Annotated in this window: 32 protein-coding genes and 1 tRNA gene; 6 read left to right on the top strand and 27 right to left on the bottom strand. The window is 59.7% G+C overall.

Annotated elements, in window-relative coordinates:
- Positions 1 to 54: 54 nt before the first annotated feature.
- From HU729_RS05710 to HU729_RS05695, 4 genes are all read right to left on the bottom strand, one after another.
- Complete coding sequence (locus tag HU729_RS05710) at positions 55 to 822, bottom strand: SDR family oxidoreductase (RefSeq protein WP_186708879.1); 768 nt, start codon at positions 820 to 822, stop codon at positions 55 to 57.
- Between the two features lie 24 nt (positions 823 to 846).
- Positions 847 to 1,914, bottom strand: coding sequence for a phosphotransferase family protein (locus HU729_RS05705; protein WP_186668891.1), 1,068 nt, complete (start codon positions 1,912 to 1,914; stop codon positions 847 to 849).
- A gap of 201 nt (positions 1,915 to 2,115) precedes the next feature.
- On the bottom strand, positions 2,116 to 2,433 hold the full coding sequence (locus HU729_RS05700; protein WP_027920549.1) for an SCP2 sterol-binding domain-containing protein: 318 nt from the start codon (positions 2,431 to 2,433) through the stop codon (positions 2,116 to 2,118).
- Positions 2,434 to 2,486: 53 nt separating this feature from the next.
- Entirely contained in the window at positions 2,487 to 3,200 is a 714-nt protein-coding gene (locus HU729_RS05695) for a histidine phosphatase family protein (protein ID WP_186708877.1), read from the bottom strand.
- A 199-nt stretch (positions 3,201 to 3,399) separates the two neighbouring features.
- On the opposite strand from HU729_RS05695, the gene sohB reads away from it, so the two are divergent.
- Positions 3,400 to 4,425, top strand: a complete 1,026-nt coding sequence (gene sohB, locus HU729_RS05690) for a protease SohB (protein ID WP_186668894.1) — start codon at positions 3,400 to 3,402, stop codon at positions 4,423 to 4,425.
- A gap of 145 nt (positions 4,426 to 4,570) precedes the next feature.
- Positions 4,571 to 4,644: transfer RNA gene (locus HU729_RS05685), tRNA-Cys, on the top strand.
- Positions 4,645 to 4,745: 101 nt separating this feature from the next.
- Here HU729_RS05685 and HU729_RS05680 read toward each other — a convergent pair.
- Positions 4,746 to 5,795 carry a site-specific integrase gene (locus HU729_RS05680; protein ID WP_125929500.1) on the bottom strand — a complete coding sequence of 350 codons (1,050 nt, stop codon included), beginning with the start codon at positions 5,793 to 5,795 and terminating at the stop codon, positions 4,746 to 4,748.
- Position 5,796: 1 nt separating this feature from the next.
- The gene (locus tag HU729_RS05675) at positions 5,797 to 6,042 is read right to left on the bottom strand and encodes a DUF4224 domain-containing protein (RefSeq protein ID WP_063545410.1); all 246 of its coding nucleotides are present in this window, start codon (positions 6,040 to 6,042) and stop codon (positions 5,797 to 5,799) included.
- On the opposite strand from HU729_RS05675, the gene HU729_RS25945 reads away from it, so the two are divergent.
- A complete protein-coding gene (locus tag HU729_RS25945) occupies positions 6,041 to 6,163 on the top strand; it encodes a hypothetical protein (protein WP_256093675.1) in 123 nt (40 codons plus the stop codon). The genes HU729_RS05675 and HU729_RS25945 overlap by 2 nt on opposite strands.
- A 282-nt stretch (positions 6,164 to 6,445) precedes the next feature.
- Here the strand turns inward: HU729_RS25945 and HU729_RS05670 are convergent, their stop codons facing one another.
- The 10 genes from HU729_RS05670 to HU729_RS05625 all read right to left on the bottom strand — a co-directional run bounded on the left by HU729_RS05670 (position 6,446) and on the right by HU729_RS05625 (position 12,635).
- On the bottom strand, positions 6,446 to 6,769 hold the full coding sequence (locus HU729_RS05670; RefSeq protein WP_186708875.1) for a hypothetical protein: 324 nt from the start codon (positions 6,767 to 6,769) through the stop codon (positions 6,446 to 6,448).
- 43 nt (positions 6,770 to 6,812) lie between these two features.
- Complete coding sequence (locus HU729_RS05665; protein ID WP_186708872.1) at positions 6,813 to 7,010, bottom strand: hypothetical protein; 198 nt, start codon at positions 7,008 to 7,010, stop codon at positions 6,813 to 6,815.
- Positions 7,007 to 7,435 carry a phage protein NinX family protein gene (locus HU729_RS05660; protein ID WP_186708869.1) on the bottom strand — a complete coding sequence of 143 codons (429 nt, stop codon included), beginning with the start codon at positions 7,433 to 7,435 and terminating at the stop codon, positions 7,007 to 7,009. Before HU729_RS05660 ends, HU729_RS05665 begins: the two co-directional genes overlap by 4 nt.
- Entirely contained in the window at positions 7,432 to 7,632 is a 201-nt protein-coding gene (locus tag HU729_RS05655) for a hypothetical protein (protein ID WP_186708866.1), read from the bottom strand. Before HU729_RS05655 ends, HU729_RS05660 begins: the two co-directional genes overlap by 4 nt.
- Positions 7,629 to 7,850, bottom strand: coding sequence for a hypothetical protein (locus HU729_RS05650; RefSeq protein WP_186708864.1), 222 nt, complete (start codon positions 7,848 to 7,850; stop codon positions 7,629 to 7,631). Before HU729_RS05650 ends, HU729_RS05655 begins: the two co-directional genes overlap by 4 nt.
- Entirely contained in the window at positions 7,847 to 8,224 is a 378-nt protein-coding gene (locus HU729_RS05645; protein WP_186708861.1) for an HNH endonuclease, read from the bottom strand. The genes HU729_RS05650 and HU729_RS05645 overlap by 4 nt, the downstream gene beginning before the upstream one ends.
- Positions 8,215 to 8,826, bottom strand: coding sequence for a hypothetical protein (locus tag HU729_RS25770; protein WP_238348313.1), 612 nt, complete (start codon positions 8,824 to 8,826; stop codon positions 8,215 to 8,217). The genes HU729_RS05645 and HU729_RS25770 overlap by 10 nt, the downstream gene beginning before the upstream one ends.
- 1,099 nt (positions 8,827 to 9,925) lie before the next feature.
- The gene (locus HU729_RS05635) at positions 9,926 to 10,849 is read right to left on the bottom strand and encodes a DNA cytosine methyltransferase (protein WP_186708858.1); all 924 of its coding nucleotides are present in this window, start codon (positions 10,847 to 10,849) and stop codon (positions 9,926 to 9,928) included.
- Positions 10,850 to 10,868: 19 nt separating this feature from the next.
- Positions 10,869 to 11,714, bottom strand: a complete 846-nt coding sequence (locus HU729_RS05630) for a DNA adenine methylase (protein WP_186708855.1) — start codon at positions 11,712 to 11,714, stop codon at positions 10,869 to 10,871.
- A gap of 297 nt (positions 11,715 to 12,011) precedes the next feature.
- Entirely contained in the window at positions 12,012 to 12,635 is a 624-nt protein-coding gene (locus tag HU729_RS05625; RefSeq protein WP_186708853.1) for a hypothetical protein, read from the bottom strand.
- Positions 12,636 to 12,738: 103 nt separating this feature from the next.
- Between HU729_RS05625 and HU729_RS05620 the strand changes: the two genes are divergently transcribed.
- On the top strand, positions 12,739 to 13,086 hold the full coding sequence (locus HU729_RS05620; RefSeq protein WP_186708851.1) for a hypothetical protein: 348 nt from the start codon (positions 12,739 to 12,741) through the stop codon (positions 13,084 to 13,086).
- Between the two features lie 6 nt (positions 13,087 to 13,092).
- Here HU729_RS05620 and yejK read toward each other — a convergent pair whose 3' ends face one another.
- Positions 13,093 to 14,103 carry a nucleoid-associated protein YejK gene (gene yejK / locus HU729_RS05615; protein WP_186708849.1) on the bottom strand — a complete coding sequence of 337 codons (1,011 nt, stop codon included), beginning with the start codon at positions 14,101 to 14,103 and terminating at the stop codon, positions 13,093 to 13,095.
- A gap of 116 nt (positions 14,104 to 14,219) precedes the next feature.
- Here yejK and HU729_RS05610 point away from each other — a divergent pair, with 116 nt between their 5' ends.
- The gene (locus HU729_RS05610; RefSeq protein WP_186708847.1) at positions 14,220 to 14,846 is read left to right on the top strand and encodes an NYN domain-containing protein; all 627 of its coding nucleotides are present in this window, start codon (positions 14,220 to 14,222) and stop codon (positions 14,844 to 14,846) included.
- Here HU729_RS05610 and HU729_RS05605 read toward each other — a convergent pair.
- The 7 genes from HU729_RS05605 to HU729_RS05580 form a co-directional block, all read right to left on the bottom strand.
- Positions 14,843 to 15,361: a hypothetical protein gene (locus HU729_RS05605; RefSeq protein WP_186708845.1), complete on the bottom strand. Its 519-nt coding sequence runs from the start codon at positions 15,359 to 15,361 to the stop codon at positions 14,843 to 14,845. The genes HU729_RS05610 and HU729_RS05605 overlap by 4 nt on opposite strands.
- An 81-nt stretch (positions 15,362 to 15,442) precedes the next feature.
- Entirely contained in the window at positions 15,443 to 15,901 is a 459-nt protein-coding gene (locus HU729_RS05600) for a hypothetical protein (protein ID WP_186708843.1), read from the bottom strand.
- Positions 15,898 to 16,164, bottom strand: coding sequence for a hypothetical protein (locus HU729_RS05595; protein WP_186708841.1), 267 nt, complete (start codon positions 16,162 to 16,164; stop codon positions 15,898 to 15,900). Before HU729_RS05595 ends, HU729_RS05600 begins: the two co-directional genes overlap by 4 nt.
- A gap of 19 nt (positions 16,165 to 16,183) precedes the next feature.
- Entirely contained in the window at positions 16,184 to 16,567 is a 384-nt protein-coding gene (locus HU729_RS05590; protein ID WP_186708838.1) for a helix-turn-helix transcriptional regulator, read from the bottom strand.
- 3 nt (positions 16,568 to 16,570) lie between these two features.
- Positions 16,571 to 16,885: a hypothetical protein gene (locus HU729_RS25765; protein WP_238348312.1), complete on the bottom strand. Its 315-nt coding sequence runs from the start codon at positions 16,883 to 16,885 to the stop codon at positions 16,571 to 16,573.
- A 42-nt stretch (positions 16,886 to 16,927) separates the two neighbouring features.
- Positions 16,928 to 17,422 (bottom strand): ParB N-terminal domain-containing protein, encoded by a 495-nt coding sequence (locus HU729_RS25760; RefSeq protein WP_238348310.1) that lies wholly within the window; start codon positions 17,420 to 17,422, stop codon positions 16,928 to 16,930.
- A 145-nt stretch (positions 17,423 to 17,567) separates the two neighbouring features.
- Complete coding sequence (locus HU729_RS05580; protein ID WP_186708835.1) at positions 17,568 to 18,242, bottom strand: polysaccharide lyase family 7 protein; 675 nt, start codon at positions 18,240 to 18,242, stop codon at positions 17,568 to 17,570.
- Between the two features lie 488 nt (positions 18,243 to 18,730).
- Between HU729_RS05580 and HU729_RS05575 the strand changes: the two genes are divergently transcribed.
- Positions 18,731 to 19,063: a DUF1654 domain-containing protein gene (locus HU729_RS05575; RefSeq protein ID WP_186708832.1), complete on the top strand. Its 333-nt coding sequence runs from the start codon at positions 18,731 to 18,733 to the stop codon at positions 19,061 to 19,063.
- Positions 19,064 to 19,113: 50 nt separating this feature from the next.
- Here the strand turns inward: HU729_RS05575 and HU729_RS05570 are convergent, their stop codons facing one another.
- The 3 genes from HU729_RS05570 to HU729_RS05560 form a co-directional block, all read right to left on the bottom strand.
- Entirely contained in the window at positions 19,114 to 19,620 is a 507-nt protein-coding gene (locus tag HU729_RS05570) for a hypothetical protein (RefSeq protein ID WP_186708829.1), read from the bottom strand.
- 61 nt (positions 19,621 to 19,681) lie between these two features.
- The gene (locus HU729_RS05565) at positions 19,682 to 19,975 is read right to left on the bottom strand and encodes a hypothetical protein (protein WP_186708827.1); all 294 of its coding nucleotides are present in this window, start codon (positions 19,973 to 19,975) and stop codon (positions 19,682 to 19,684) included.
- 153 nt (positions 19,976 to 20,128) lie between these two features.
- Positions 20,129 to 20,557, bottom strand: coding sequence for a hypothetical protein (locus HU729_RS05560; RefSeq protein ID WP_125929521.1), 429 nt, complete (start codon positions 20,555 to 20,557; stop codon positions 20,129 to 20,131).
- Positions 20,558 to 20,596: the final 39 nt, after the last annotated feature.

The raw sequence follows: 20,596 nt of genomic DNA, 5'->3' as shown, positions 1-20,596 counted from the left end.
GAGCGGCCCGAGCGCCTGCCGTTGAGCTACACGCTGCAGGCGCGCAAGGGCTGATCAGGAAAGGAAGCCGCCGTCGACATTGAGCGCCGTGCCGGTGGTGTAGCTCGACGCGTCGCTGGCCAGGTACAGCACCGCGCCGGCCATCTCGCTCGGGTCGGCCACGCGCTTGAGCGGGATTTGCTGCAGGGCGGCGTTGAGGATGGCGTCGTTCTTCACCAGCGCCGAGGCGAACTTGGTGTCGGTCAGGCCCGGCAGCAGGGCATTGCAGCGGATGCCGAATTGCGCGCACTCCTTGGCGAAGACCTTGGTCATGTTGATCACCGCAGCCTTGGTCACCGAGTAGATGCCCTGGAACAAGCCTGGTGTCACGCCATTGATCGACGCCACGTTGATGATGCTGCCACCGCCGTGCTCGCGCATCAGCTTGCCGGCTTCGACCGACATGAAGAAGTAGCCGCGGATGTTCACGTCGACAGTCTTCTGGAAGGCACTGACGTCGGTGTCCAGCACGTTGCAGAACTGCGGGTTGGTGGCGGCATTGTTGACCAGGATATCCAGGCGTCCGAACTGCTCGCGGATGCCGGCGAACACCTGCTGGATCTGCTCCAGCTCACCGATATGGCAGGCCATCGGCGTAGCCTTGCCGCCGGCTGCGATGATGGCGTCGGCGACCTGCTGGCAGCCGTCGAGCTTGCGGCTGGAGACGATCACATGGGCCCCTTGCTGGGCCAGCAGGTGGGCGATGGCTTCGCCGATGCCGCGGCTGGCGCCGGAAACGAAGGCGATCTTGCCGTCAAGGTCGAACAGTTGGGTCTTGGACATGCTGGATTTCCTTGTTGTCGCCGGTTACAGGGTGGATTTGCCGATCAGTTGCAGGCTCATCTGCTCCAGCAGCCGGTTCATGTGGATGAACTGGGCGAAGCGCTTGTCCTGCGTCTGGCCGTGGAAGAAGCGGTAGTAGATCTGCTGCACGATCCCGGCCAGGCGGAACAGGCCGTAGCAGTAGTAGAAGTCGAAGTTGTCGATGCGAATGCCGGCTCGCTCGGCGTAGTAGTCGACGAACTGGCGGCGAGTCAGCATGCCCGGGGCATTGCTCGGCTGGCGGCGCATCAGTTGCACCGGTGCCGGGTCGTCGGCCTCGATCCAGTAGGCCAGGCTGTTGCCCAGGTCCATCAGCGGGTCACCGATGGTCGCCATCTCCCAGTCCAGTACGCCGATGATGCGCATGGGGTTGCTGGCATCGAGGATGACGTTGTCGAAGCGGTAGTCGTTGTGCACGATGCCAGGGCGTGAGTGGTCGGCGGGCATCTTCTCGCGCAGCCAGGCGATCACCTGTTCCCAGCGCGGCGCATCCGGGGTCAGGGCTTTTTCGTAGCGGCTCGACCAACCTTCGATCTGGCGCTGCACGTAGCCTTCGGGCTTGCCCAGGTCAGCCAGGCCGCAGGCGTTGTAGTCGACCTGGTGCAGTTCCACCAGACGGTCGATGAAGCTCTTGCACAGCGCCTCGGTGCGGCCGGCGTCGAGGTTCAGTTCGGGCGGCAGGTCCGAGCGCAGGATGATGCCCTCGACCCGCTCCATCACGTAGAACTCACCGCCGATCAGCGATTCGTCGGTGCAGTGCACATAGGCCTTGGGGCAGAACGGGAAACCGTCGTTGAGCTGGTTGAGGATGCGGAACTCGCGGCCCATGTCATGGGCCGACTTGGCCTTGTGCCCGAAGGGCGGGCGACGCAGCACGAACTCGCGTTCGGGATAGGCGACCAGGTACGTGAGGTTGGAGGCGCCGCCGGGGAACTGGCTGATGCTCGGAGTGCCTGCGAGGCCCGGGATATGCGCCTTGAGGTAAGGATCGATGATGGCTGCATCGAGTTCTTCGCCGGGGCGGACCTGGGTGGACTGGTCGGTGAGCGTCATGCGTTTTCCTTATTCTCGGTCGCAAGGATCATTGGCTAATCTAATGGCCAACCTGGGTTGGGACAAGCGTTCCAGACGTCATATCGACGCGGGTGTTGCCGGTCGATCACTGCCCCTGATGAATGGCGGATGCAGGCTGCGGGCAAAAAAAAACCGAAGCCGGTCAGGCCTCGGTTTTCTTCATGCGCGTGTTCGCATCACTCAGGACGGGAACAGCTCGCTCAGCTTCATCGACAGCATCATGTCGCCTTCGACGCGCAGCTTGCCGCCCATGAAGGCCTGCATGCCATCGGTCTCGCCACTGACGATGCCTTTGAGGGTTTCGCTGTCCAGAACCAGGGTGCAGTTGGCGTCAGGGTTCTCGCCTTCCTGGATCTCGCAGGTGCCGTCCTTGACGAGCAGGGCGTAGTGCTTGTCTTCGTCGGTGATGTTGAAGCCGAACACCAGGTCCAGGCCGGCGGCGGCGGCAGGGTTGAACTTGGCTTTCATCGCTTCGACTGCTTTAGCTACGTCGCTCATGGTGTATTCCTTGTTGGGTGAAAGTTGCGTGCACGGGGCACAACAGGCCGGGCTCATCGATAGGTGAGAAGCTCCGGCATCCGCAACAGCTGCACGTGGGCCTGGCTGTTGAAGGAGGTCAATGCCACGTCGCGGCCACGGAACTTCAAGTGGCTGAGCGACGTGTTGATGATCTGCCAGTTCAGCGCGAACGCCTGGGCTGGGGTGATTCCGGTGACCTGGTGGAGCAGGGCGGCGATGCTGCCGCCGGAGGTGAAGATGGCAATGTTGTCGCGGCTTGACGCTTGCGCCAGCACGCGTTGCAGGCCGGCACCAACGCGCGCGGTGAACGCGGCCCAGGTCTCCAGGCCATCGTGAGCCTCGTGCTCGCCGTCATGCCAGCGCTGCACCATCAGCGCGAACAGGCGCTGGAACTCGCTGCGATTCTGCGCAGCATTGCGCAGCACGTGCAGCGCCTCGGGCTCGTGCGGCAGCAGGGCAGGAAGCAGGGCGCGGATCACACCGTCGGCATCGAACTCGTTGAAGGCTGCGTCGGTCTCTATGGCCGGGATCGCGTAGCCAGCAGCGGCCATTGCGTCGAGTGTCAGTCGTGCGGTGTCCTGCTGGCGCCGCAGGTCGCCGGCCAGGCAGCGGTCCAGGCGCATGTCCAGTTGGGCCAGGTGCTCCCCCAATGCCTGACTCTGGCGCAGACCCAGCGGCGACAGGACATCGTAGTCGTCGGCGCCGAAGGAGGCTTGGCCATGTCGGATCAGGTAGATATTGCCCACTGGAATGTCCGGCCGGGATGGAGGTTGCTGCGAGGTTAGGATGCGCCAGAGAGGCTGTCAATGAAAAAACATACAAGCGTTTGAAAAGGTTGTTTGAACTGTGTTGCCAGCATTTTCCCATGCTGGCAGCCGCCCAGGCGCACCGGTATGCTTGCATCAGTTACGCGTCGTGCAGGCGCAGGTCTATTAAGGAGTCAATGTGGAGTTTCTTGCCGAATACGCAAGCTTTCTCGCCAAAACCGCCACTGTGGTGATCGCCATCCTGGTCATCCTTTCCGGTATCGCCAACCTGCGTGGCAAGGGTCGACGCAAACCCGGCGGGCAATTGCAGGTTACCCGGCTGAACACCTTCTACAAGGAGCTGCGCGAGCGCCTGGAAGCCGGTCTGCTCGACAAGGCCGAGCTCAAGGCCCTGCGCAAGCAGCAGGCCAAGATGGAAAAACAGAAGAAGAAAGGCAAGGCCAAGCCCGAGGAAAAGGGTCGGGTCTTCGTGCTGGACTTCGACGGCGACATCAAGGCCTCCGCCACCGAGAGCCTGCGCAACGAAATCACTGCGCTGCTCACCCTCGCCACCCCACGTGACGAAGTGGTGCTGCGCCTCGAGAGCGGTGGCGGGCTGGTGCACAGCTACGGCCTGGCCGCCTCGCAGTTGGCGCGTATCCGCCAGGCCGGCATTCCGCTGACCGTGTGCATCGACAAGGTCGCGGCCAGCGGCGGCTACATGATGGCCTGTATCGGCGAGAAGATCGTCAGTGCGCCGTTCGCTGTGCTTGGCTCGATCGGCGTGGTCGCGCAGTTGCCCAACGTCAACCGCCTGCTGAAAAAGCACGACGTTGACTTCGAAGTCTTCACGGCCGGCGAATATAAGCGCACCGTCACCGTATTTGGCGAGAACACCGAGAAAGGCCGGGAGAAGTTTCAGGAAGACCTGGATATCACCCACCAGCTGTTCAAGGACTTCGTCGCCCGCTACCGTCCGCAACTGCACATCGACGAAGTCGCCACCGGTGAAGTGTGGCTGGGCATTGCCGCACTCAACCGCAAGCTGGTGGACGAGCTGCGCACCAGTGACGAGTACCTGAGTGATCGCGCCAATGACGCCAATCTGTTCCACGTCCGCTATGCCGAGCGTAAATCCCTGCAGGAGCGCATTGGCGTGGCCGCCAGCGGTGCCGTGGAGAATACTTTGGTAGGGCTCTGGAGCAAGCTTGGCCGCTTGCGCTAACACCTTGAACCCCTTGAAGATTTTTTTCTTCAAGGGGGTTGCAAGGTGAGGGGAATGCCGACATAATGGCGTCCATCGAAACGCAGCTCACTTGAAAAAGTCGAGCGGTTTCAAGGAGATAGCGAAAGCTGACTCCGAACTTTGAGGCCGAGTAGCAAAGTGGTTATGCTCCGGATTGCAAATCCGTCTACGCCGGTTCGATTCCGACCTCGGCCTCCACCATTCGAAAGCCCCGCAGATTAACGTCTGCGGGGTTTTTATTTGTGCGCCGGAAAATCTCGATAGTCCCAAAACTATTTGGGTGCAGTCCCAAAACTTTCCTATTTCGAGGGCTTCGCGATAGCCCCAACACGGCGATAGACACGCTCCGTGATCCCCTCTTTGGAGTGCCCCAGCAGCACGCTTGCCTCACCCAGATCGTTGATCTCCGAGGCCGCCTTCGGTCGGATATCTCGGAACTGGAACTGGGCGATTCGATTTGCGAGGTCTGGCTTCTTCTCGACTTCAGCTTTCACCCTGGCGGCCTCGCGGGCGTCTGCCCAACGGTTGCGCAACATCGGCCAGCTCATGCGTTTGCCGTGCTCGTTGATGATGAAGAACGGCGACAGGTGCTCGCTGGTCCTGCGCATAATCCGCTCCAGCAGCAGACCAAGACTGTTCTTCGCCCCGTCTACCTCAAGGACGATCCTCAGTCGCTTGCCGGTCTTGCCTTGGCTGACCTGCAGGTAGATCCCCTCCATATCGTCCTTTCGCATGGACAGAACGTCCGATGGCCGCTGGCCGGTCAGGTACGCCAGGTCCATCGCATCCTGAAGCTCCTGTGGGGCCTCCTCATATACCGCCTGCCACACCGCTTCGTTGGCATAGAAGTCGCGCGGTTTCTCCTTGTTCTTCCTCACGCCCAGGCACGGGTTGTCCCGGGTGGTGAGCCCCCATTCCCTTGCGGTATTGAAAACGTGCGAGAGCAGTGCGATCTCCCTGTTCGCTCTAGTTTTGGCCGACCTTGAATCGCGGTACTGCGCGATCATGGCCGGCGTGATGGCATCGATCGGCGCCGAATCGAACACAGTGCGCAGTTGCTTAAGCTCGTAGATGTTGTCTTTCTGGGTCCTGGCGGCCTTGCCTGGGATGATCTTCAACAGGTACTCGTCGAAGATCCCCTTCATCGTTGTCAGCTCTTTCGGTACCGACTTGGCTTCGAGCTCTGCCCACATCAGCTTGGCCTTCACCAGGTCACTGCCAAGGAAAATGTCCTTGCCCGACTTGTCCCTGTAGTACAGAGCCTCCCACACCTTGCCATTGGCTTTTTGTCTCTTGCGACGATACATGCCTGGTGGCAGGTCGCGATTCTCGGTCTTCCTTGGGCGCATTTCACTTTACTCGGGAAAAATCAGGGGTCCAGGCTGGCGATGGCGGCGGAGCTGCAGCGACCGGCACAGTGTCGATCACCAGACCGCTGAGCTTCTGGCGGGCGTACAGGCGGCCAACAAGGGGTCGGCCACCGCGGCTCTCGACGAAATGCCAGCCTTTTTCTTTCAACCAGCGGCGCTGCCACGCCCGGGGTTTGTAGCCGGTGATCACCACCAGCTCTTCGTCCGAAAGGATCTCGGTTTCCATGGGATGGTCTCCACGCCGCCGTTGGCGGCAGGTTGGTGGTCAGTCGCAGCTGCTGGAGCTGGATCCGCTGTCGCCGGAACTGCTGCTGTCGCTCGACGAAAAGCTGCTGCCGCTGTCGTAGCTGCTGTAGTCCCGGCTGCTACACGAACTGCTCGAGCGAGCCGGTTCGTAGCTGTCCGCCAGATGTATGGGATGCATAGGGCTGACTGGGCTCATGGGGTTGAGCGGGTCGAGCATCGGGTCTTGCCGGCCAGATGCGGGGCTGTGGCCGCGGGCATACCCGGTCGGGCCGAGTGCGGCGCGTTGTGCTGGCTTCTTCTTGCGCTTGAACAGGCGGGCCAAGAAATTGAACATGAGTCTCTCCATGCCCGCAGTCGGCGGGCTTGAGTTGTTGGGGGAGGGGTTAGGCCGCGCCCTTGAGCCTGGGCGGGGTCGGCGGATAGCCGTAGTACATCCGGACACGGCCGGTATATCCGCACTCACGGCAGCCGGATGGCGCGTGTGCGTTGTAGCCATAGCTGCAGCTTGAGCAGTCGCATCTACAGCCTGAGCATTCCACAGAGCAGACGCCCAGCACCTCGACTTCACCTTCCCGGTTGATGCAGTAGTTGTGTCGACGGTCTAGGCGGAAGCCGGTGATCTTCTCGGCTTCCTCGTAGGTGGCCGGTACTACGCGGAATCCCCACTTGGCAGTGGGGTCATCGACAGTGCGGGTTACCTTTCTCATCGCGGCCCCCTGTAGATCATGTAGGCCATGTAGGCGAGGGCGATCATAGAAGGTGTCCTCCGGCTTCGAGCAGGCTGTCGCGGTCCTTTCGAAGCGCTTCGTTCTCTGCAGCGAGCTTGCCGAGCATCCCGTAGCACTCTGCAAGCAAGTTGTTGGCTGCCTCGATCGCCGGACCTTTGCCGTTCACGCCGCTTTGGCAGGCCTGCATAAGGCTCTGTACTTTGGCTGTTTGAGTGGTCATGGCATCAACTCCTTGGGCACCTGGACGAACTCGCCCAGCTTGTTGCGCACGAATCCTCGGCAGAACGCGACCAGGGCGGTGGGGCCGTAGCACCAGATGCCCGCACCCTCCGGGCCGCCGCTGTAGGCCGCATCCCCGACCATGCCTGGATAGCTATGGACGCTGCCGCGGTGCTCGTCGATCAGCTGGCCGCCTTGGCTCCAGTCGCCTGACCAGCGCCGCAGGAAATAGCTGATCGGGACAGCGCCGCGGGGAGGAAAATGGAAATCCTTGCTGAAGTCCGGCGGTGCAAGTACCTCACCTCCGTTGTTTCCGTCGATGTCGCGGGGAACTCGAACCATGCGCCATCCGAGGGCACTGGCCACAGCCCAGTCGAGCGCCGCGCCGCTCAGGTTGGATACCCTCACTTCGATCAGGTCGGTCATGGCCTCTTCTCCAGGGAGTCCTTCCAGTCACCGCCAGGTGCGCCTTTGCCGGCCAAGGTGTGCTCGGTGTCATAGTCCGCGAGCCAAAGCACCCGCCGGCAGTCCGGCAGCGCCTGGAACCAGTACCACTCGCCGAAGCTGTCCCGGGCCAGCCATTCCGCCCATTGCGGGGCGTCCTTCCAATCTGGCTTGCTCACAGCTGATACCTCTCATCAATCCATGCCGCCGGCGCGGCAGCGGGTGTAGGTTCGGGTTGGGTTTCGTGCGGGGAGAGCTGGCGCCGAGTGTCAGCGCTGTACTCGCAGGTGCTGGCGCTGGCCTGGCTGCAGTTCTTGCCTGAGGCGTCGATGCAGACCTCGAATTCGCAGCCGGTCAGGGTGGCCAGCAGCAGGAGGCAGAGGGCGAGGCGGGTCATGGCTGCTGCACCTTTTCGAAGTAGAAGACGACCTCGGCCCCGGTCTCGGCGATCAAGCCGTAGGCCTTGGCCAGGCGGTAGATGGGGTGGTACTGGTTGAGGCTGTTGACGTGGCCGGCGATCCACGCTCGCCATCCCTCTAGTGTGTACGAGTGCTTGCTCAGGTTGCAGGGGATGCAGGCCGGCATCATGTTGGCCAGGTTGTGGTTCTCCGGGCGGACGGCTGGCACGGTCTTCGCCGCCTCGCCCCAGTTGCGCACCACTGGCTCGAAGTGGTCGGCGTGCCATTGCTCGCCCAGTTCGACGCCGCAATATGCGCAGCGGCCGCCGTACTTCAAGCGGACCTGCTCGCGTTCGGCTTTCTTCAGGCGCATGGTTGCTCACCCCGCTCGGACTCCAGATCAGCGCCATGCTCTGGAAACTCGATCAACGTCGTGCTTCCTTCCTCCGGGTATTCGTCGGTCGCGATGTGCAGGCCATGGACCTTGTTCCCATCGTCGTCTAGCACGTAGCCGACCCACAGCCGGCCATCGGTGTACTGTCCAAACTGGCCGCCTTCTTCCTGGTCGGTGTCGCCGCAGTGGAAGTTGATGACGCCGATCACCTCTTTGCTGAGCAGCATGCTCCTCGGCACCAGGGCGTAACCTTGAGTGGCACCCATCTGCCGCTCCAGCTGCTGGCGCAGGCTGCGGATTTCTTCAACCATGGCCAGCACCGCGGCAGGCCTGGCAGCGCGGTAGAAGGCTTCGGCGTGTACGTGCGGCTCACCAATGCCATAGAACTGCACGCCCAGGGCCACGCCGTCGTAGTTCAGGTAGTCGGCCGTCAGCTCGACTGCGCCTTCGCCGCCGCACCCAGGGCATTCCATCCAGCCTTCTTCGGCCCCGCCGACTTGGGCGCTGACAAATTCTTGCGGCGTCGCGGCCTTGGCTGCCGCCTCGATCGCTTCGAGGTCCAACTCAATTTTCTCTGGCATCACGATTCCTCGCCGCTTGCTCGCGGCAGTGAATTGAATAGAGGGGAGGGGGCTTACAGCTGAGAAATACAGATGTACTTCTTGAGTAGAATCTGTGCGGGGCGAAAACGTACCGTGGCTTCCTAGCGCTACTCGCGAGGTGCCTCTTGAGATTTCAGAGCGTAAATGTAAGATGCGGGGTTGCACGCACGATTACCGCTGAATTACGGAAGGTTGGTGTATATAATTTTATGGATAGCTATCTGCCACAAATTTTCGTTGATTTATCTTCGGTCTGCTCTGTGGTTGGCCTACTTCTGACTTATGCGGTTTGGCTAAGGACTAAAAAAATCAAACAAGATTTGATGTCCAAAACTAGGCTTCCTATGGTTGTGAAGGACTTAAATCATGAGGTCTCAGGGTACATTGAAGCGGTGGAGTCTTGGCGGGCATCGCCGGATACGGTTTCCTCAGAGGCAATAATGAAGCTTGGCAAAATACAAGGCATACTTGTTAATGCGAAGTATCATGTCTCTTCAGAGGAGTTGAAGGCGGTTAACAAGATGTTGGCTAGGCTTAATCGAAGGCGGGCGCTTTTTTTGTCGTGCCTTTGGCAAAGCTTAACTTTATTGATGCCGATGAGATCTGTGTTGAATTAAATTCGCTTGCGTCTAGGCTTGGGCAGCGGGTGAGTGATATGAGGGTGCCGCTATGAATTCCAATGAAAGAATCAATCAGCTGATTATGCAGCTCCTTCGAGATACAAATGAGGGGCGAGTGAATTGGAGGATAGAAGAGCCCCCGAGTTACTTGACGTATGCCACCGACAACATCATTCCGGTCTATTATTGTGCCCAATATGGAAATGTGGATGTTGCTGTTTATGAGGCCAGGTATAGATATTTCCACGATGAGGAGAATTTTACCTGGAGTTCGGAAGCTCGCTTTGCAATGTTGCAGGGAGACGTGCTAATTGTTGATCAGAGACATAGCTCGCCAGCTCTTGCGAATTTGTTCTTTGCTGTGCGATCCAAATCGAGTGGTTTGGATTCAATCTTGGATGGTCTGTTGAGGTAAGTGAAGAAGTTATCTTTCATGCAGTTTTAGTTGCTGAATTTAATCACCCCGCAGCCAGGAGGGCTTCAACAACGCGCTGGCCTGCCAGCGGCGGTACCGCATTACCGGCCATGTGCATGGTAAGCCGGTGGTTGTCAGGACGCAGAGTGTTGGCCGGGAATGACATGGCAGCTAAGGCCTCGCTGGCGCTGAGCATGCGCATCCGGTCGCCGTCGACCAAGGCCCAGCGGTCGAGAGTGGTGATGGTGCCGATCGGCCGGTTGATGTCGCGGCCGGTGGTTCCGGAGCCCTTTCCATAGTAGGGCATGATGAAGCGATCGCCGAAGCGCTGGCGCCCGTTGCGCACTCGGTCGAGCGTGGCCTGGGCCCGGCCTGGCTTCTCGATCTGTGACCAGCGCCCGGCGTCGAAGTCGAGGAAGCTGGCTGCCGGCACATGTCGCTCCTGCGGCAGTTGCAGCAGGAGCGGCGCTTTGCTGCGCGTCAGGACCATGAACAGGCGCACCCGGTGCTGCGGTACGCCGAGGTCGGCGCAGTCCACGATGTGCGGCGCTGCCTGATACCCAAGCGCCTGAACGGCCTGCAGCCAGGCCGGGTACAAAACCCAATCGGTGAACTCCGGCACGTTCTCAATCACCGCCGCCTGGGACCGATGGAATTCCAGAGCAGCTACTGGAGCCCAGGCCGTCGAGCGTGATGCGTCGTGCTCAGGGTCGCCCGATTTCTTGCCGCGGGCCTTGGCGTGGCCCTGGCAGCAGGGCGAGGCGAGCAGGATGTCGTGCGCCGGCACCTGCTCCCAGCGAGCCTGGTGCAGGTCCTGGCAGACGTGCTGTGTATCGGGGTGGTTGGCGCTGTGCCATTCAACGGCGACAGGCCAGTGGTTGGCTGCCCAGAGAACCTGGACGCCGGCGGCGCGCGCGCCGGTGCTCCATCCGCCGAGGCCGGCGAACAGGTCGATTGCTGTGGTCATTGTGGTCTCGCTGTGGTGGTCAGCTGCCGAACAGGCTGAATTGGCTGCTCGATCGTTGGCAGGCAGGGTTTAGCCAGAGGCATTCGGTGCGGCAGGCTGTCCCTCGGCCCGCAGATATCCGGGCTGATGTGGTGTGCCTGGTCCAGTTGGTCAGAGTGTCGTCATAGAGCTCGCTGGGGTAACCGGACAGGGCAACCATTCCTTCTAGCTCGAGCAATTGCTTGAGCAGATCGGCGTGCTGTCTGTCGTCCATTTCGTGCCGGTAGTACCGGCCGCTCTGTGCGTTTTTGTATCTGGTCTCGTGCACGTACGGCGGATCTACGTAGTGCAGGGTTGTCCTGGCATCGTGCGCCTGCATGACCTCGATCGCCGGCCGGTTTTCTATGAGAACGCCAGTCAGTCGCTGCCCGATTGTGGCGATCGACTCTGGATACTCGAGCCAGAGTGATTGGGCGGTGCCGTACTCGCGCTTGGTGTCGATACGAAAACCCGTGATGCCTTTAGTGGCGCCGGCTGAGCCGAAGCCCATCTGTGCACGGATGATGGTCCTCCGTGCCCGTTCGACTGGATCTTCAGCCGGCTCCCAGGCGCGCTCGAACTCCTGCCTGGCATATGGCGTCAGTACCACCGCCTCAAACAGCGCTGCCCGGCTCTGCGGGTCCTGCAGCACGCGGAACAAGTTCACGATGTCGCCGTCCAGGTCGTTGTAAACCTCGGCGTAGGAGCGGGGCTTCTGCATCAAAACGCCGGCGGCACCGCCGAAGGGCTCGACATAGCACGTATGCCTTGGGAAATACTGGGTGACCCACGCCGCAAGTCGGAACTTGGAGCCGTGGTATCGGATCACCGGCGCTGAGATGGTCATGGAACACTCCATTGCAGGCGCCGCCCTCGCCGGGGAGGCGTTATCGTTGAATAGAGGAAGGTGGAAAACCCACAAGAGGAAATCGGAAAGGGGCATGGGGAAAAATAAACGTCACATACCCCAGTAGCAGCCACTTACGAGGTTTACCTCAAATGCAGAAATTCAAACTCGCTCTGGAAGCGGCAGACCTGCTCATCAACCTCATGGATTTGCTGATGAGTATTCTGCTTTTGCTGCAAAATCATGGCGTCTTGCCGGCTCTTTACCTTTGAGGCGCCGGCGGGCAGCGCTGGAGGGTCAGGGGCAGTTGTTCGCGCCGCAGTTCTGGCAGTCGTTGAGGAATCTGCCGTCCCAGCTGATGAATCGTCCACAGCCGTGGCAGTTGAGCGGCCTCTGCCAGGGCTTGCGCTGCTTCCTCGGCACCGCCATTTCGATACCTGTACCGCGCAGGGCCTCTTTGATATTCACGTCACGCTTGTGAACCAGGCGCCTGGCCTTTGTCTCGAGGTAAGCCAATGGCCAAATCACCGCTTCCTCTGGGGTATTGCCGATCGCTTCGGCTGCCTCAAGGGTGAGGTGGTGTGCCTTCTCGAATCGGAAGGTGTGGCCTATTGGCCACCTGGCCAGGGCAATGTCGTTCCCGTTCCAGTGCCCAGGGATCTGCAGGGCAACAGTGCACCGCGGGGTCAACTGGTCGCGGGCTTCGTCCAGGCTGATGTATTGGTGGTCGACGCCGAGATGTGCGCGGGCGTCGACGTAGTCCTTTGGCCATGGAATGTCTGTTTCCCGATGGCCGCAGGCCTGTTCTTGGGTGAACAGCTCCGCCTTGTCGAGGCTGGTGGTGTAGCCGCCGCCCAAGGCCCAGAACATCAGCCCATCACCAACATCGGTGCGACTGTCCTGCAGGTAGAACTGGGTCATGGCTTTCTCCATGCATGCGCCGCCCTCCGTCGACGGATGCGGCATGGTGGCAATTTGGTCTGGAATGGGATATCTGTGACTGTTTGGATTTCGCGGAGGATTAATGGTCGCGTTCACCCACAGCGGCACCACCTATGTCGATGCTCAGCGCGTTGGCGAGCATCTTGAATTGCTGGAGGCCACTGGTTTTATCAGTTACTACCACTCACTAAGTGCTATTCCCGAAGAGCTTCCCAGAAGGCTGCTTTCTGTCTACGCAGATCATCTGGCTGCGCTGGTCGAAGATGGCTCAGAACTTTTGGTCTACGAGCATGATGTGCCTTGTGGCAATTACTTCATGATCTGCCGATTGAACGATCACTCACTGACAGTAGGGAGAGCTCATCTGCAGGCTAAATCGGACAAGGATGCAGACGACTGGGGCGTTCCGCGCAATTGGCCTACTCGTTGAGACCGCTCACGCTGCCGTAGAGCGTTTGAGCTGGTCGACCAACTGGGTCGGTACCCCCTTGATCATCAAGGTGCCGGCTTCCTGGTCGAACTCTACCTTGGTGCCCAGCAGGTGCGCCTCGAAGCTGATTGACAGGCCCTCGGCGCGTCCGGTGAAACGCCGGAACTGGTTGATGGTGCGCTTATCGGCGGGGATCTCCTGCGACAGGCCGTAGTCCTTGTTGCTGATGTGGTCGTAAAAGGCCTTGGGGCGGTCTTCGTCGATCAGCTCCGAGAGCTCCTCGAGGGTCACCGGCTCGCCGCGTTTGGTCTGGATGGTGGCGTAGTCGACCAGGGTCTGAGTCTTCTCCCGCGCGGATTCCTCTGGCAAATCTTCGCTTTCGATAAAATCGCTGAAGGCTTTGAGCAGGGTACGGGTTTCGCCGGGACCGTCGACGCCCTCTTGGCAACCGATGAAATCTTGGAAGTAGCCCGAGATCTTCTTGCCGCTTTTGCTTTTGATGAACGAAATGTACTGCCGCGACTTCGGATTGTTCTGCCATTCGCTGAGGCATATGCGCGCTGCGAAGCTCAGCGTGGTGGTGTCCAAGTTACGCGAAACCGCAACACTGAGGTCTGTTGCGACCGATACCGTTTCGACCTGGTGCAAAATGGCGATCGCCAGGTATTCGGTCATGCCTTGCTGGTAGTGGGCGAACAGCACATGACCACCCACAGTGAGGTTCGACTCTTCCATCAGCCGCGTCAGGTGCTGAGCTGCCTCGCGGGTGAGGTCGATGAACTCGATGCTGCCTGCCATGTACTTGGACAGCCAGCCGCTCAGCGGATAGGCGCCGGATTCACCATGGAAGAAGCCCCAGGCCTTGCCCTGTTTCGCGTTGTAGGTGTCGGCCACGTCATGCAGCAGGTTTTCGATTGCTGCACTGGTGGGGATGGTGGCGCCGGCGAGGTGAAGCACCGCCGGACTTCCGTCTGGCTTCTTGTCGATCTGGTGGATAACAGCGTGGTGAATGGGCATGGGTGTTTCTCCTGGGCATGCGCCGCCCTCCACGCTGGTGGCGGCATGGTGGCAATTTGGTTTGGGATGGGGTATTACGGGTGACCGGCATGGGGCCGGGTCAAGGAGTGAGCAAATTGGACGCGCACATTTTTATCGATAACTCGAATGTTTTTGGCGGCGCTCAAAGGGCGGCAGAGAAGCTAGAGCCAGGCTCGGTACGTAAATCAGTTCGCATCTACTACCGAAACCTCTTTAAGTTGATCGAGGATGGTTTCAAGCCGGTGACAAAGATCCTGGCGGGCTCTCTGCCGCCCGGTAACGAACCGCTCTGGGAGTATTCCCGTGCCCAAGGCTACAACACCGACTTGCTGCATCGAGTTGACCGCGATGATGGGCGCTTGGCTGAGCAGGGTGTCGACGAGATCGTACATCTGAAGATCGCAAATGTTCTGCTCGATTTCGAGGCGCCCCAAGTTCTGGTCTTGGTGACTGGAGATGGCAACGAATCTGACTTCGGCACTAGCTTCTTGAAGCAGGTAGAGCGCGCCCTGAAGCGAGGCTGGGAAGTTCATGTTTGGTCTTGGCAGGACCAGCAGTCTGGAAAATATGCCCGCCTTGCAGAGGCGACCACTGGCAAGCTAGTTGTTCATCAATTTGATCCATTCTATAAAGCCCTGACCTTCATCCAAGAAGGCGACTACAACGTCAACGGTGCGTCCATACATTTGGCGGGAAGAGTTGTAGATAAGCTAAAACTCTAGTGGTAGGGCGGTTGTATTAGCTCATCCCCGGGATCCAGCTGAATCATCAGCATGCTCTTCCGATCGAAGGCCAAGGCTAGGCGAGGCGAGATGCTGATTTCGTGACGCGGCGGGGTGAGAAACTTCGCCGCGTGCAGCCGGCCTAGGGCGTGAATTCCGTGGATCAGTGCCTCGATCATCTGGCTGTAGGTGGCGTCAGCCCAGCCGCATATCGCTCGCAGGTGCTGTCCTGTTCGCTTCCTGGCTGATAGCCGCAGCGACTCAGTCCGCGCCACGGATCGGTTACCTTCGATTTCGTGGCGCGCGATCCTGAACAGGGCGTGATGCCCGAGCGCCTCGACGTGATGAATCATCAGCGTCATCGCCTCGCCCTGTTCCTCGATTCCGGCCCACTTCATCAGCTCCAGCAGGGTCTGCTTAGTCCCTGGTCGAACCTTCAAGCGCACGTCTTCTTCCTTCAGGCGCTCGGCCTTCTCGCGCCGGCGCCTGTCGCGCCCCGCCTGGTCCATTGCCATGGTCAATACCTCCCAAGCCGCTGGGCGGCAGATTGATGTGCTGCTGGCGCCGGCCGTGCCGGGCGCGCGCGGTTATGCGTTTCATGCTGCTTTCTGCTGATTCCAGGCACCGACAGCTGCAAAGATCTTGGCGGCCTCTGCTTCGTCGAGCGTTGTGTCGAAGGGAATGGCGATCCAGCCGGAGGCCACCAGATGCTTTGGATTGGCCGTTGCCCGCAGATCTGCGTAGGTAGCCTCGATTACGTCTGTCAGGTGCTCGGCCAGGTAGTTGCCCTGCGGCGCAACCTCGATCGACTTGTTGTAGCGCTCGCCGAACTCCGTCCGACACAAGACGCTGAGGTAGATGGTCCACCGGTGCGGGATATCGCAAACGGCGTCGACGACCTGGCGCACGCGGATCTGCTTGAGATTCTTCCAGTTGATCAGCACCTGCTGTCCGCTGGGGTCGATATTGACCACGGCCGCATGGTTAGCCGATACCAGTGCCCGGCAAGTCCGCTCCAGGCGCGCCCGCATGTTGTGGGGTTTGCGCTTGCTCATTGCCGCACGCCTTTGGTGGCGGCACCGGCCTCCATCGCATCAACAAATCGCATGGCCGCCTGGTGACTGAAGCAAAAGCCTTTGGTCTTGCCGGTGGCGATCTCAATGATGTGCCAGGCCTTTCCCTTGGCGACCGCCTGGTACAGAGGGCGAGCGGTAGGAGCTGGCAGGCCAATCAACCCGTAGAACTCGGCAGTAGCCATGAGCGAGCGTGCACGCAGGGCGGCTAGGCCGCCCACGCGCTGTTGCATGGAGTGGTGCATGGGATGTTCCTCGTGGGAATCAGGCGTGGTAGTCGAGTGACTCGGCTTTACGGAGAACGCGGACCTGAGCGATCCGGCGTTCGGGTACTCGGCGATCGCGGCGCATGGGGTCGCTGTCGCCGATGGCGGCGTGAGCGGCGACCAGAGCGACGAGCAGGAAGCACATCGGGCTGATGATGTTGCGGCGCATAGCTTCGGCGACCAGGGCTGCGCGGCGCGGCACCTCAAGCTTGAACATGGCGGCGGCGATGCGCTTCTCGACGCCGCCCTCGCTGATGCCGAAGTGTCGGGCTATCTGCTTCGAGGTCATGCCCTGGGCAACATCGAGAACACACTCCAGCTCGCGGGGCGCAAGACCGCGCCCAAGGTGGCCCATCCAGGAGCCGCTTGTGATCGTGCCCATGGGTTATCTCGGTTGTGCGCTTTCCAATGCCTTACGCAGCTCGATGACGAGTGCCGTGGAAATGGTGAGGCTTCTGGTGTCTTCGTCGATTGCATCAAGCGAAGCAATCAAATTGCGTGATGCTGTGTGAACGGCCTCGAGGCGGGGCTTTGGAATCGAGGGGCCTTTGATTGATCCAGCGGTGACCTTCGTCTTGCCGCTGGCCTGGGCTTTCTTCAACTCTGCGTCCAACACCGTTCCTGCTCCGTCGCCGTGTTCCCGAACCACCTGAGCGGCAGTGGTTGCCGATACATGCCCAGCGGCGACCAGGTTCTGCACGTCGGTGTTCGCGTTGCCGACAGTGAGTACTTGTTCGACATGCTATCGGGTCTTCGCGACCTTCTTCGCGATCTGCTCGACTGACCAGCCAAATGACCTCAGTCGCTTGTAACCCTCGGCCAGCTCAAGAGGGGAGAGCTTTTCGTTCTCCTGGCTGGTAATGATGCGTGCGACCCGATCTGCATCACTGCCTTCAAACGCAATCACCGGCACCCAAGCTTCGAGAATCGCCGGGTTCTCCTTGTTCGGCGTTCTTGGGAGACGGCCTGCTGCGTCCAGCTTCAGCAGCGCTCGACGGCGGCGGTGACCATCTACAAGCCAGACGCCGCCCTCTGCGCGAGGGCGAACCTCCAGCGGTGGAATTTGGCCGCCTGCGGCGATGAACTCTGCAAGGGAGTCGATGCCCGATTCGAGCGCTTCGCCCTCGGTGCGGAGGTTGAAGCCGGGTTCTTCGTGAAGATCCTCCAGCTGAACCTTCATGGCGTCGGCGCGTCGCACCTCGCCATCTTTGATCATTTGCTTGAACGACTTCGCCATTGCAATTCACTTCCGTTGGGGCTGCATTGGAGAGCCGATCCCGCCTGTCTCCCTGAACATGCTCGATGTAGGGTCGGGAAGGCTCTCCGATGCAGCCTGGTGATGGGGGACCAGGTGGATCGGGCCGTCTTTCCGGCTGTCTTGGTCAGCTATGGGTCAGCGAGAGACTGCTGATGACGCAGATCGAGCCATCCGCGGCGGGAGTCGAGTCGGTGTAATCGACCTGGTTGTAGACGCCGCCATGGAACTCGAACAGGCGAGAGTCCCAGGTGTCGTCGAGCTGCAGGGTTCCTGAAGACCCGGACACACCGTTGCACTGGGCTGAAACAGTCACCAGGCCATGTGTCGTAACGTCGATGGCAACGGTGAACTTTGCCCCGAGCGGCACACCTTTGAGTACGGTGGTGTTCACCGGGGTGGCTTGGTTGTAGGTGGTGCGAAAGCCCATCGTGATGTTGCCCTTGTTCCAGAACACCTTCACCGGTGGGCTGTCATCGCCTCTTACATGCATCTGCGAGATCACGACCTTCTGCGCGGAGTTGACCTTGGTGAGCGTCATCTGCTGGCGATTTTGGTGATTCGTCGCGCTGGCCAGGGTCCAGTTGGTTGACTCAGACCACTCACAACGGGTGCGATGGGTGCTTTTGCTCGAGGCGCCTTTAGTGGGTGCTGTGAAGCGAATAGAGCCATCGGGCACGGCAGTCACAATTTCCGGGAGCTGCGCGATCGCTTCTGCTCCGCTTAGCTCAAGTGCAACTGGGTTGGTTGGGGAAGTAGCTACGGGAGTAGTGATGGTTAATCTGCTGATGTTTACGGCCATGGTGTTTCCTCCGGCTGATTTCCCGTCTGGCCTCAGCATCGAAGGCCAGCCGGTGAAATCTTCAGCCGCGGCCCTCTACTGGAGTCGGTTGCGCGGCACTCTTCTGGTTGTTGACTCCGACCGCGGACCTTCCCGCCGGATAACTGATCTCGGTGCTTTACCCTGCACACCCGGGGCAGTTGCCACCCCTCTGGACTGTTGAGGCCTGTCCATCGCTGCCTTTGAATCTGGGCCGGTGTCGATCCGGCAAAGTTGTGTCGCTAAAGAGCGGCGGCCGGTGAGGGCCTGGTCAGTCCATGGTTTGTGACTGCTTGAGTTGAAATTTAGCCTAAAGCTAAAATATCGTCAATAGCTCAGAGCTAAATTATTTTCGCTAGGCGCCAAACCGTCGGCTGGCCAGCTATACACCTGGACCCTTTACGTTCGATTTAGCATTCAGCTATGATTCAAAAATACCTGTACGAATATACAGTAATGGAGGGTAGGGCATGGCAGCAGTACTTCAGGAAATTTCGCTCCCTGTGCGGGAGGAACTGTCTGGAATCGAGCGGCTAGGCCTGCGCGTGTCGGCGATGATCAACTCACCGATCGCGCAGCTGGGGAGGAGGGTGCTTATTCACCGCCTGGACACGGACAGCGACCAGGATTGGGATGCGATCATGGAACTGCTATCCGAAACGGAAGGCCTGGACATGACCTTCTGCGATGATGGATCAGTGATTCTGCAGTGGGCTAAACCAGAGGACGAACAGGTTTCCGTAAGAACGCAGAACGAGGAAGAGATCGGCGGCGACACCATAGAGGAGCAGCCGCCGTTCTGACAGCCAGCAAAAAAAGCCCGCGTTGAGCGGGCTTCTGCTTGATGCTTGGCTTACTTAGAGAACTTGACCTCGGTAGCGAGCGCCTGCTTGGCAGCCTGGTAGTCCGACTTTGCACGCTGGTCAGGTAGGCGGTAGGGGCTCATCGAGGATAAATAGGCTGACCATTTGGCGTAAAGATCCTTGCTCAACTCAAGCTGCTTGGTGGGAATCTTGGAGGCCTTCAGCCTAGTTACAGCCTCATTGCCCTGGGCATGGGCGAATTTCACGCACTCCATGAATGAGTTGCTGTACTCGGCTTGCCGGTCGCGCAGGCCGTATCTAACAGCATCGCGACCCAGCATCGCCTCCAGGTCGCACTGGAAAGCCGGCATATCGAGCTGACTGGCAAAGTTGGTCGCCTCTGGCGATTCCTTGTCATAGGTGTAGGGGCGCGGCTTGAAAACGTGAGGCTCTTTCTTGACCGGCGCTGCGGCATATCCGCCGGAGCTAGGTTTAATCGGCGCGCAGCCAGCCAGAACGGTTGCGGAAATGATAAATGCGGTCAGGGTGTTTCGCATAACTCTCTCATTGAGGAAAGCCGCCATCCTACCATCCCGGCCATTAGCCATCATCCGCGCGTCATGCGCGAACCAGAAGCGCGATCACGCCAGCAATGATGGTCGTCGATCCCATATAGATCGACCAAGAAAGGAAGAGGTCTTTGCCGTCGCTCAGCGCGGCAGCGATATCAGCCAGGCTGCGTAGCTTACCGTCGTTGATTCTCATAGTCAGCCCGAACGCGGCGAAGGTGTTAGCGAAGAGAAGGGGAATCGAAACCCATAGGCCGTATGGCTTGGGTATTACTGCGGCTGGAAGCAGAGAGGCGTAGCCGAAGAGGACGCTCAGCACGAGAAACGATATGGCTGCCTTCATTCAAGCTCCTTCTTGGATCATCCAGGCAAAGAACGGCCCGCACTGCTATGCGGGCCAATGTAGAGGAGCGTATGAGGTTTCACTGTGTTGGCACTGGTGGAGAAACCTGAATGCATGAAAAAGCCCGCGTGGAGCGGGCTTCCTTGCGCGGCATCAGAGGCTGGAGTACTTGTCATCCACCTTGCGCTTCTCGAGCGTATAGCGCTCCAAATCGATCTCTTTGGTCGACAGCCTAGTGTCGAGCAGATCCATATCGTGCCGCTTCAGGCTGGCCACATGCGCCCTGGTTGCCTGGTAGTTGATGGACTCCGCTGCATTGTAGCCGCTGACCGGATCCCAGAGGATCGAGACAGGCCAGAACAGTAGGTTCACCACGCCATACCCGTACGAACGACCGTAGAACGATCCGCCACCCGGCAGAAGGCCCAGCGCAGCAGCACCTCCTGGGCTCTTTTCCTGTACAGCCATGTTATTGGCCCGGTATTTAGCGAGCTCTGATTCTTGTGTTGAGTTGAGCCCTGTGGCGCAGCCGGTTGTCATTGCAATAACGGCAGCAGCCACCAGAGTACGAAGCGCGAACATCCATGACCCCTTGTTGATTTTCTCGACTTTCCCGCACGC

It is taken from the genome of Pseudomonas sp. RW10S2 (assembly GCF_014268985.1).
GTDB lineage: Bacteria > Pseudomonadota > Gammaproteobacteria > Pseudomonadales > Pseudomonadaceae > Aquipseudomonas > Aquipseudomonas wayambapalatensis.
This window is presented reverse-complemented; position numbering and strand designations above follow the sequence as displayed.

What these genes read in the sequence shown, in the direction of transcription:
- HU729_RS05680 (WP_125929500.1), bottom strand. Translation starts at nt 5,795, where the DNA reads ATGCGCCCAAGGAAGACCGAGAATCGCGACCTGCCACCAGGCATGTAT.
- HU729_RS05620 (WP_186708851.1), top strand. Translation starts at nt 12,739, where the DNA reads ATGGTCGCGTTCACCCACAGCGGCACCACCTATGTCGATGCTCAGCGC.
- HU729_RS05645 (WP_186708861.1), bottom strand. Translation starts at nt 8,224, where the DNA reads ATGCGCCTGAAGAAAGCCGAACGCGAGCAGGTCCGCTTGAAGTACGGC.
- HU729_RS25760 (WP_238348310.1), bottom strand. Translation starts at nt 17,422, where the DNA reads ATGGCGAAGTCGTTCAAGCAAATGATCAAAGATGGCGAGGTGCGACGC.
- HU729_RS05560 (WP_125929521.1), bottom strand. Translation starts at nt 20,557, where the DNA reads ATGTTCGCGCTTCGTACTCTGGTGGCTGCTGCCGTTATTGCAATGACA.
- HU729_RS05590 (WP_186708838.1), bottom strand. Translation starts at nt 16,567, where the DNA reads ATGGGCACGATCACAAGCGGCTCCTGGATGGGCCACCTTGGGCGCGGT.
- HU729_RS05660 (WP_186708869.1), bottom strand. Translation starts at nt 7,435, where the DNA reads ATGACCGACCTGATCGAAGTGAGGGTATCCAACCTGAGCGGCGCGGCG.
- HU729_RS05605 (WP_186708845.1), bottom strand. Translation starts at nt 15,361, where the DNA reads ATGGCAATGGACCAGGCGGGGCGCGACAGGCGCCGGCGCGAGAAGGCC.
- HU729_RS05575 (WP_186708832.1), top strand. Translation starts at nt 18,731, where the DNA reads ATGGCAGCAGTACTTCAGGAAATTTCGCTCCCTGTGCGGGAGGAACTG.
- HU729_RS25945 (WP_256093675.1), top strand. Translation starts at nt 6,041, where the DNA reads ATGGGATGGTCTCCACGCCGCCGTTGGCGGCAGGTTGGTGGTCAGTCG.
- HU729_RS05705 (WP_186668891.1), bottom strand. Translation starts at nt 1,914, where the DNA reads ATGACGCTCACCGACCAGTCCACCCAGGTCCGCCCCGGCGAAGAACTC.
- HU729_RS05675 (WP_063545410.1), bottom strand. Translation starts at nt 6,042, where the DNA reads ATGGAAACCGAGATCCTTTCGGACGAAGAGCTGGTGGTGATCACCGGC.
- HU729_RS05565 (WP_186708827.1), bottom strand. Translation starts at nt 19,975, where the DNA reads ATGAAGGCAGCCATATCGTTTCTCGTGCTGAGCGTCCTCTTCGGCTAC.
- HU729_RS05710 (WP_186708879.1), bottom strand. Translation starts at nt 822, where the DNA reads ATGTCCAAGACCCAACTGTTCGACCTTGACGGCAAGATCGCCTTCGTT.
- HU729_RS05670 (WP_186708875.1), bottom strand. Translation starts at nt 6,769, where the DNA reads ATGAGAAAGGTAACCCGCACTGTCGATGACCCCACTGCCAAGTGGGGA.
- HU729_RS05665 (WP_186708872.1), bottom strand. Translation starts at nt 7,010, where the DNA reads ATGACCACTCAAACAGCCAAAGTACAGAGCCTTATGCAGGCCTGCCAA.
- HU729_RS05700 (WP_027920549.1), bottom strand. Translation starts at nt 2,433, where the DNA reads ATGAGCGACGTAGCTAAAGCAGTCGAAGCGATGAAAGCCAAGTTCAAC.
- yejK (WP_186708849.1), bottom strand. Translation starts at nt 14,103, where the DNA reads ATGCCCATTCACCACGCTGTTATCCACCAGATCGACAAGAAGCCAGAC.
- HU729_RS05600 (WP_186708843.1), bottom strand. Translation starts at nt 15,901, where the DNA reads ATGAGCAAGCGCAAACCCCACAACATGCGGGCGCGCCTGGAGCGGACT.
- HU729_RS25770 (WP_238348313.1), bottom strand. Translation starts at nt 8,826, where the DNA reads ATGCCAGAGAAAATTGAGTTGGACCTCGAAGCGATCGAGGCGGCAGCC.
- HU729_RS05625 (WP_186708853.1), bottom strand. Translation starts at nt 12,635, where the DNA reads ATGACCCAGTTCTACCTGCAGGACAGTCGCACCGATGTTGGTGATGGG.
- HU729_RS05580 (WP_186708835.1), bottom strand. Translation starts at nt 18,242, where the DNA reads ATGGCCGTAAACATCAGCAGATTAACCATCACTACTCCCGTAGCTACT.
- HU729_RS05650 (WP_186708864.1), bottom strand. Translation starts at nt 7,850, where the DNA reads ATGACCCGCCTCGCCCTCTGCCTCCTGCTGCTGGCCACCCTGACCGGC.
- HU729_RS05595 (WP_186708841.1), bottom strand. Translation starts at nt 16,164, where the DNA reads ATGCACCACTCCATGCAACAGCGCGTGGGCGGCCTAGCCGCCCTGCGT.
- HU729_RS05635 (WP_186708858.1), bottom strand. Translation starts at nt 10,849, where the DNA reads ATGACCACAGCAATCGACCTGTTCGCCGGCCTCGGCGGATGGAGCACC.
- HU729_RS05570 (WP_186708829.1), bottom strand. Translation starts at nt 19,620, where the DNA reads ATGCGAAACACCCTGACCGCATTTATCATTTCCGCAACCGTTCTGGCT.
- HU729_RS05630 (WP_186708855.1), bottom strand. Translation starts at nt 11,714, where the DNA reads ATGACCATCTCAGCGCCGGTGATCCGATACCACGGCTCCAAGTTCCGA.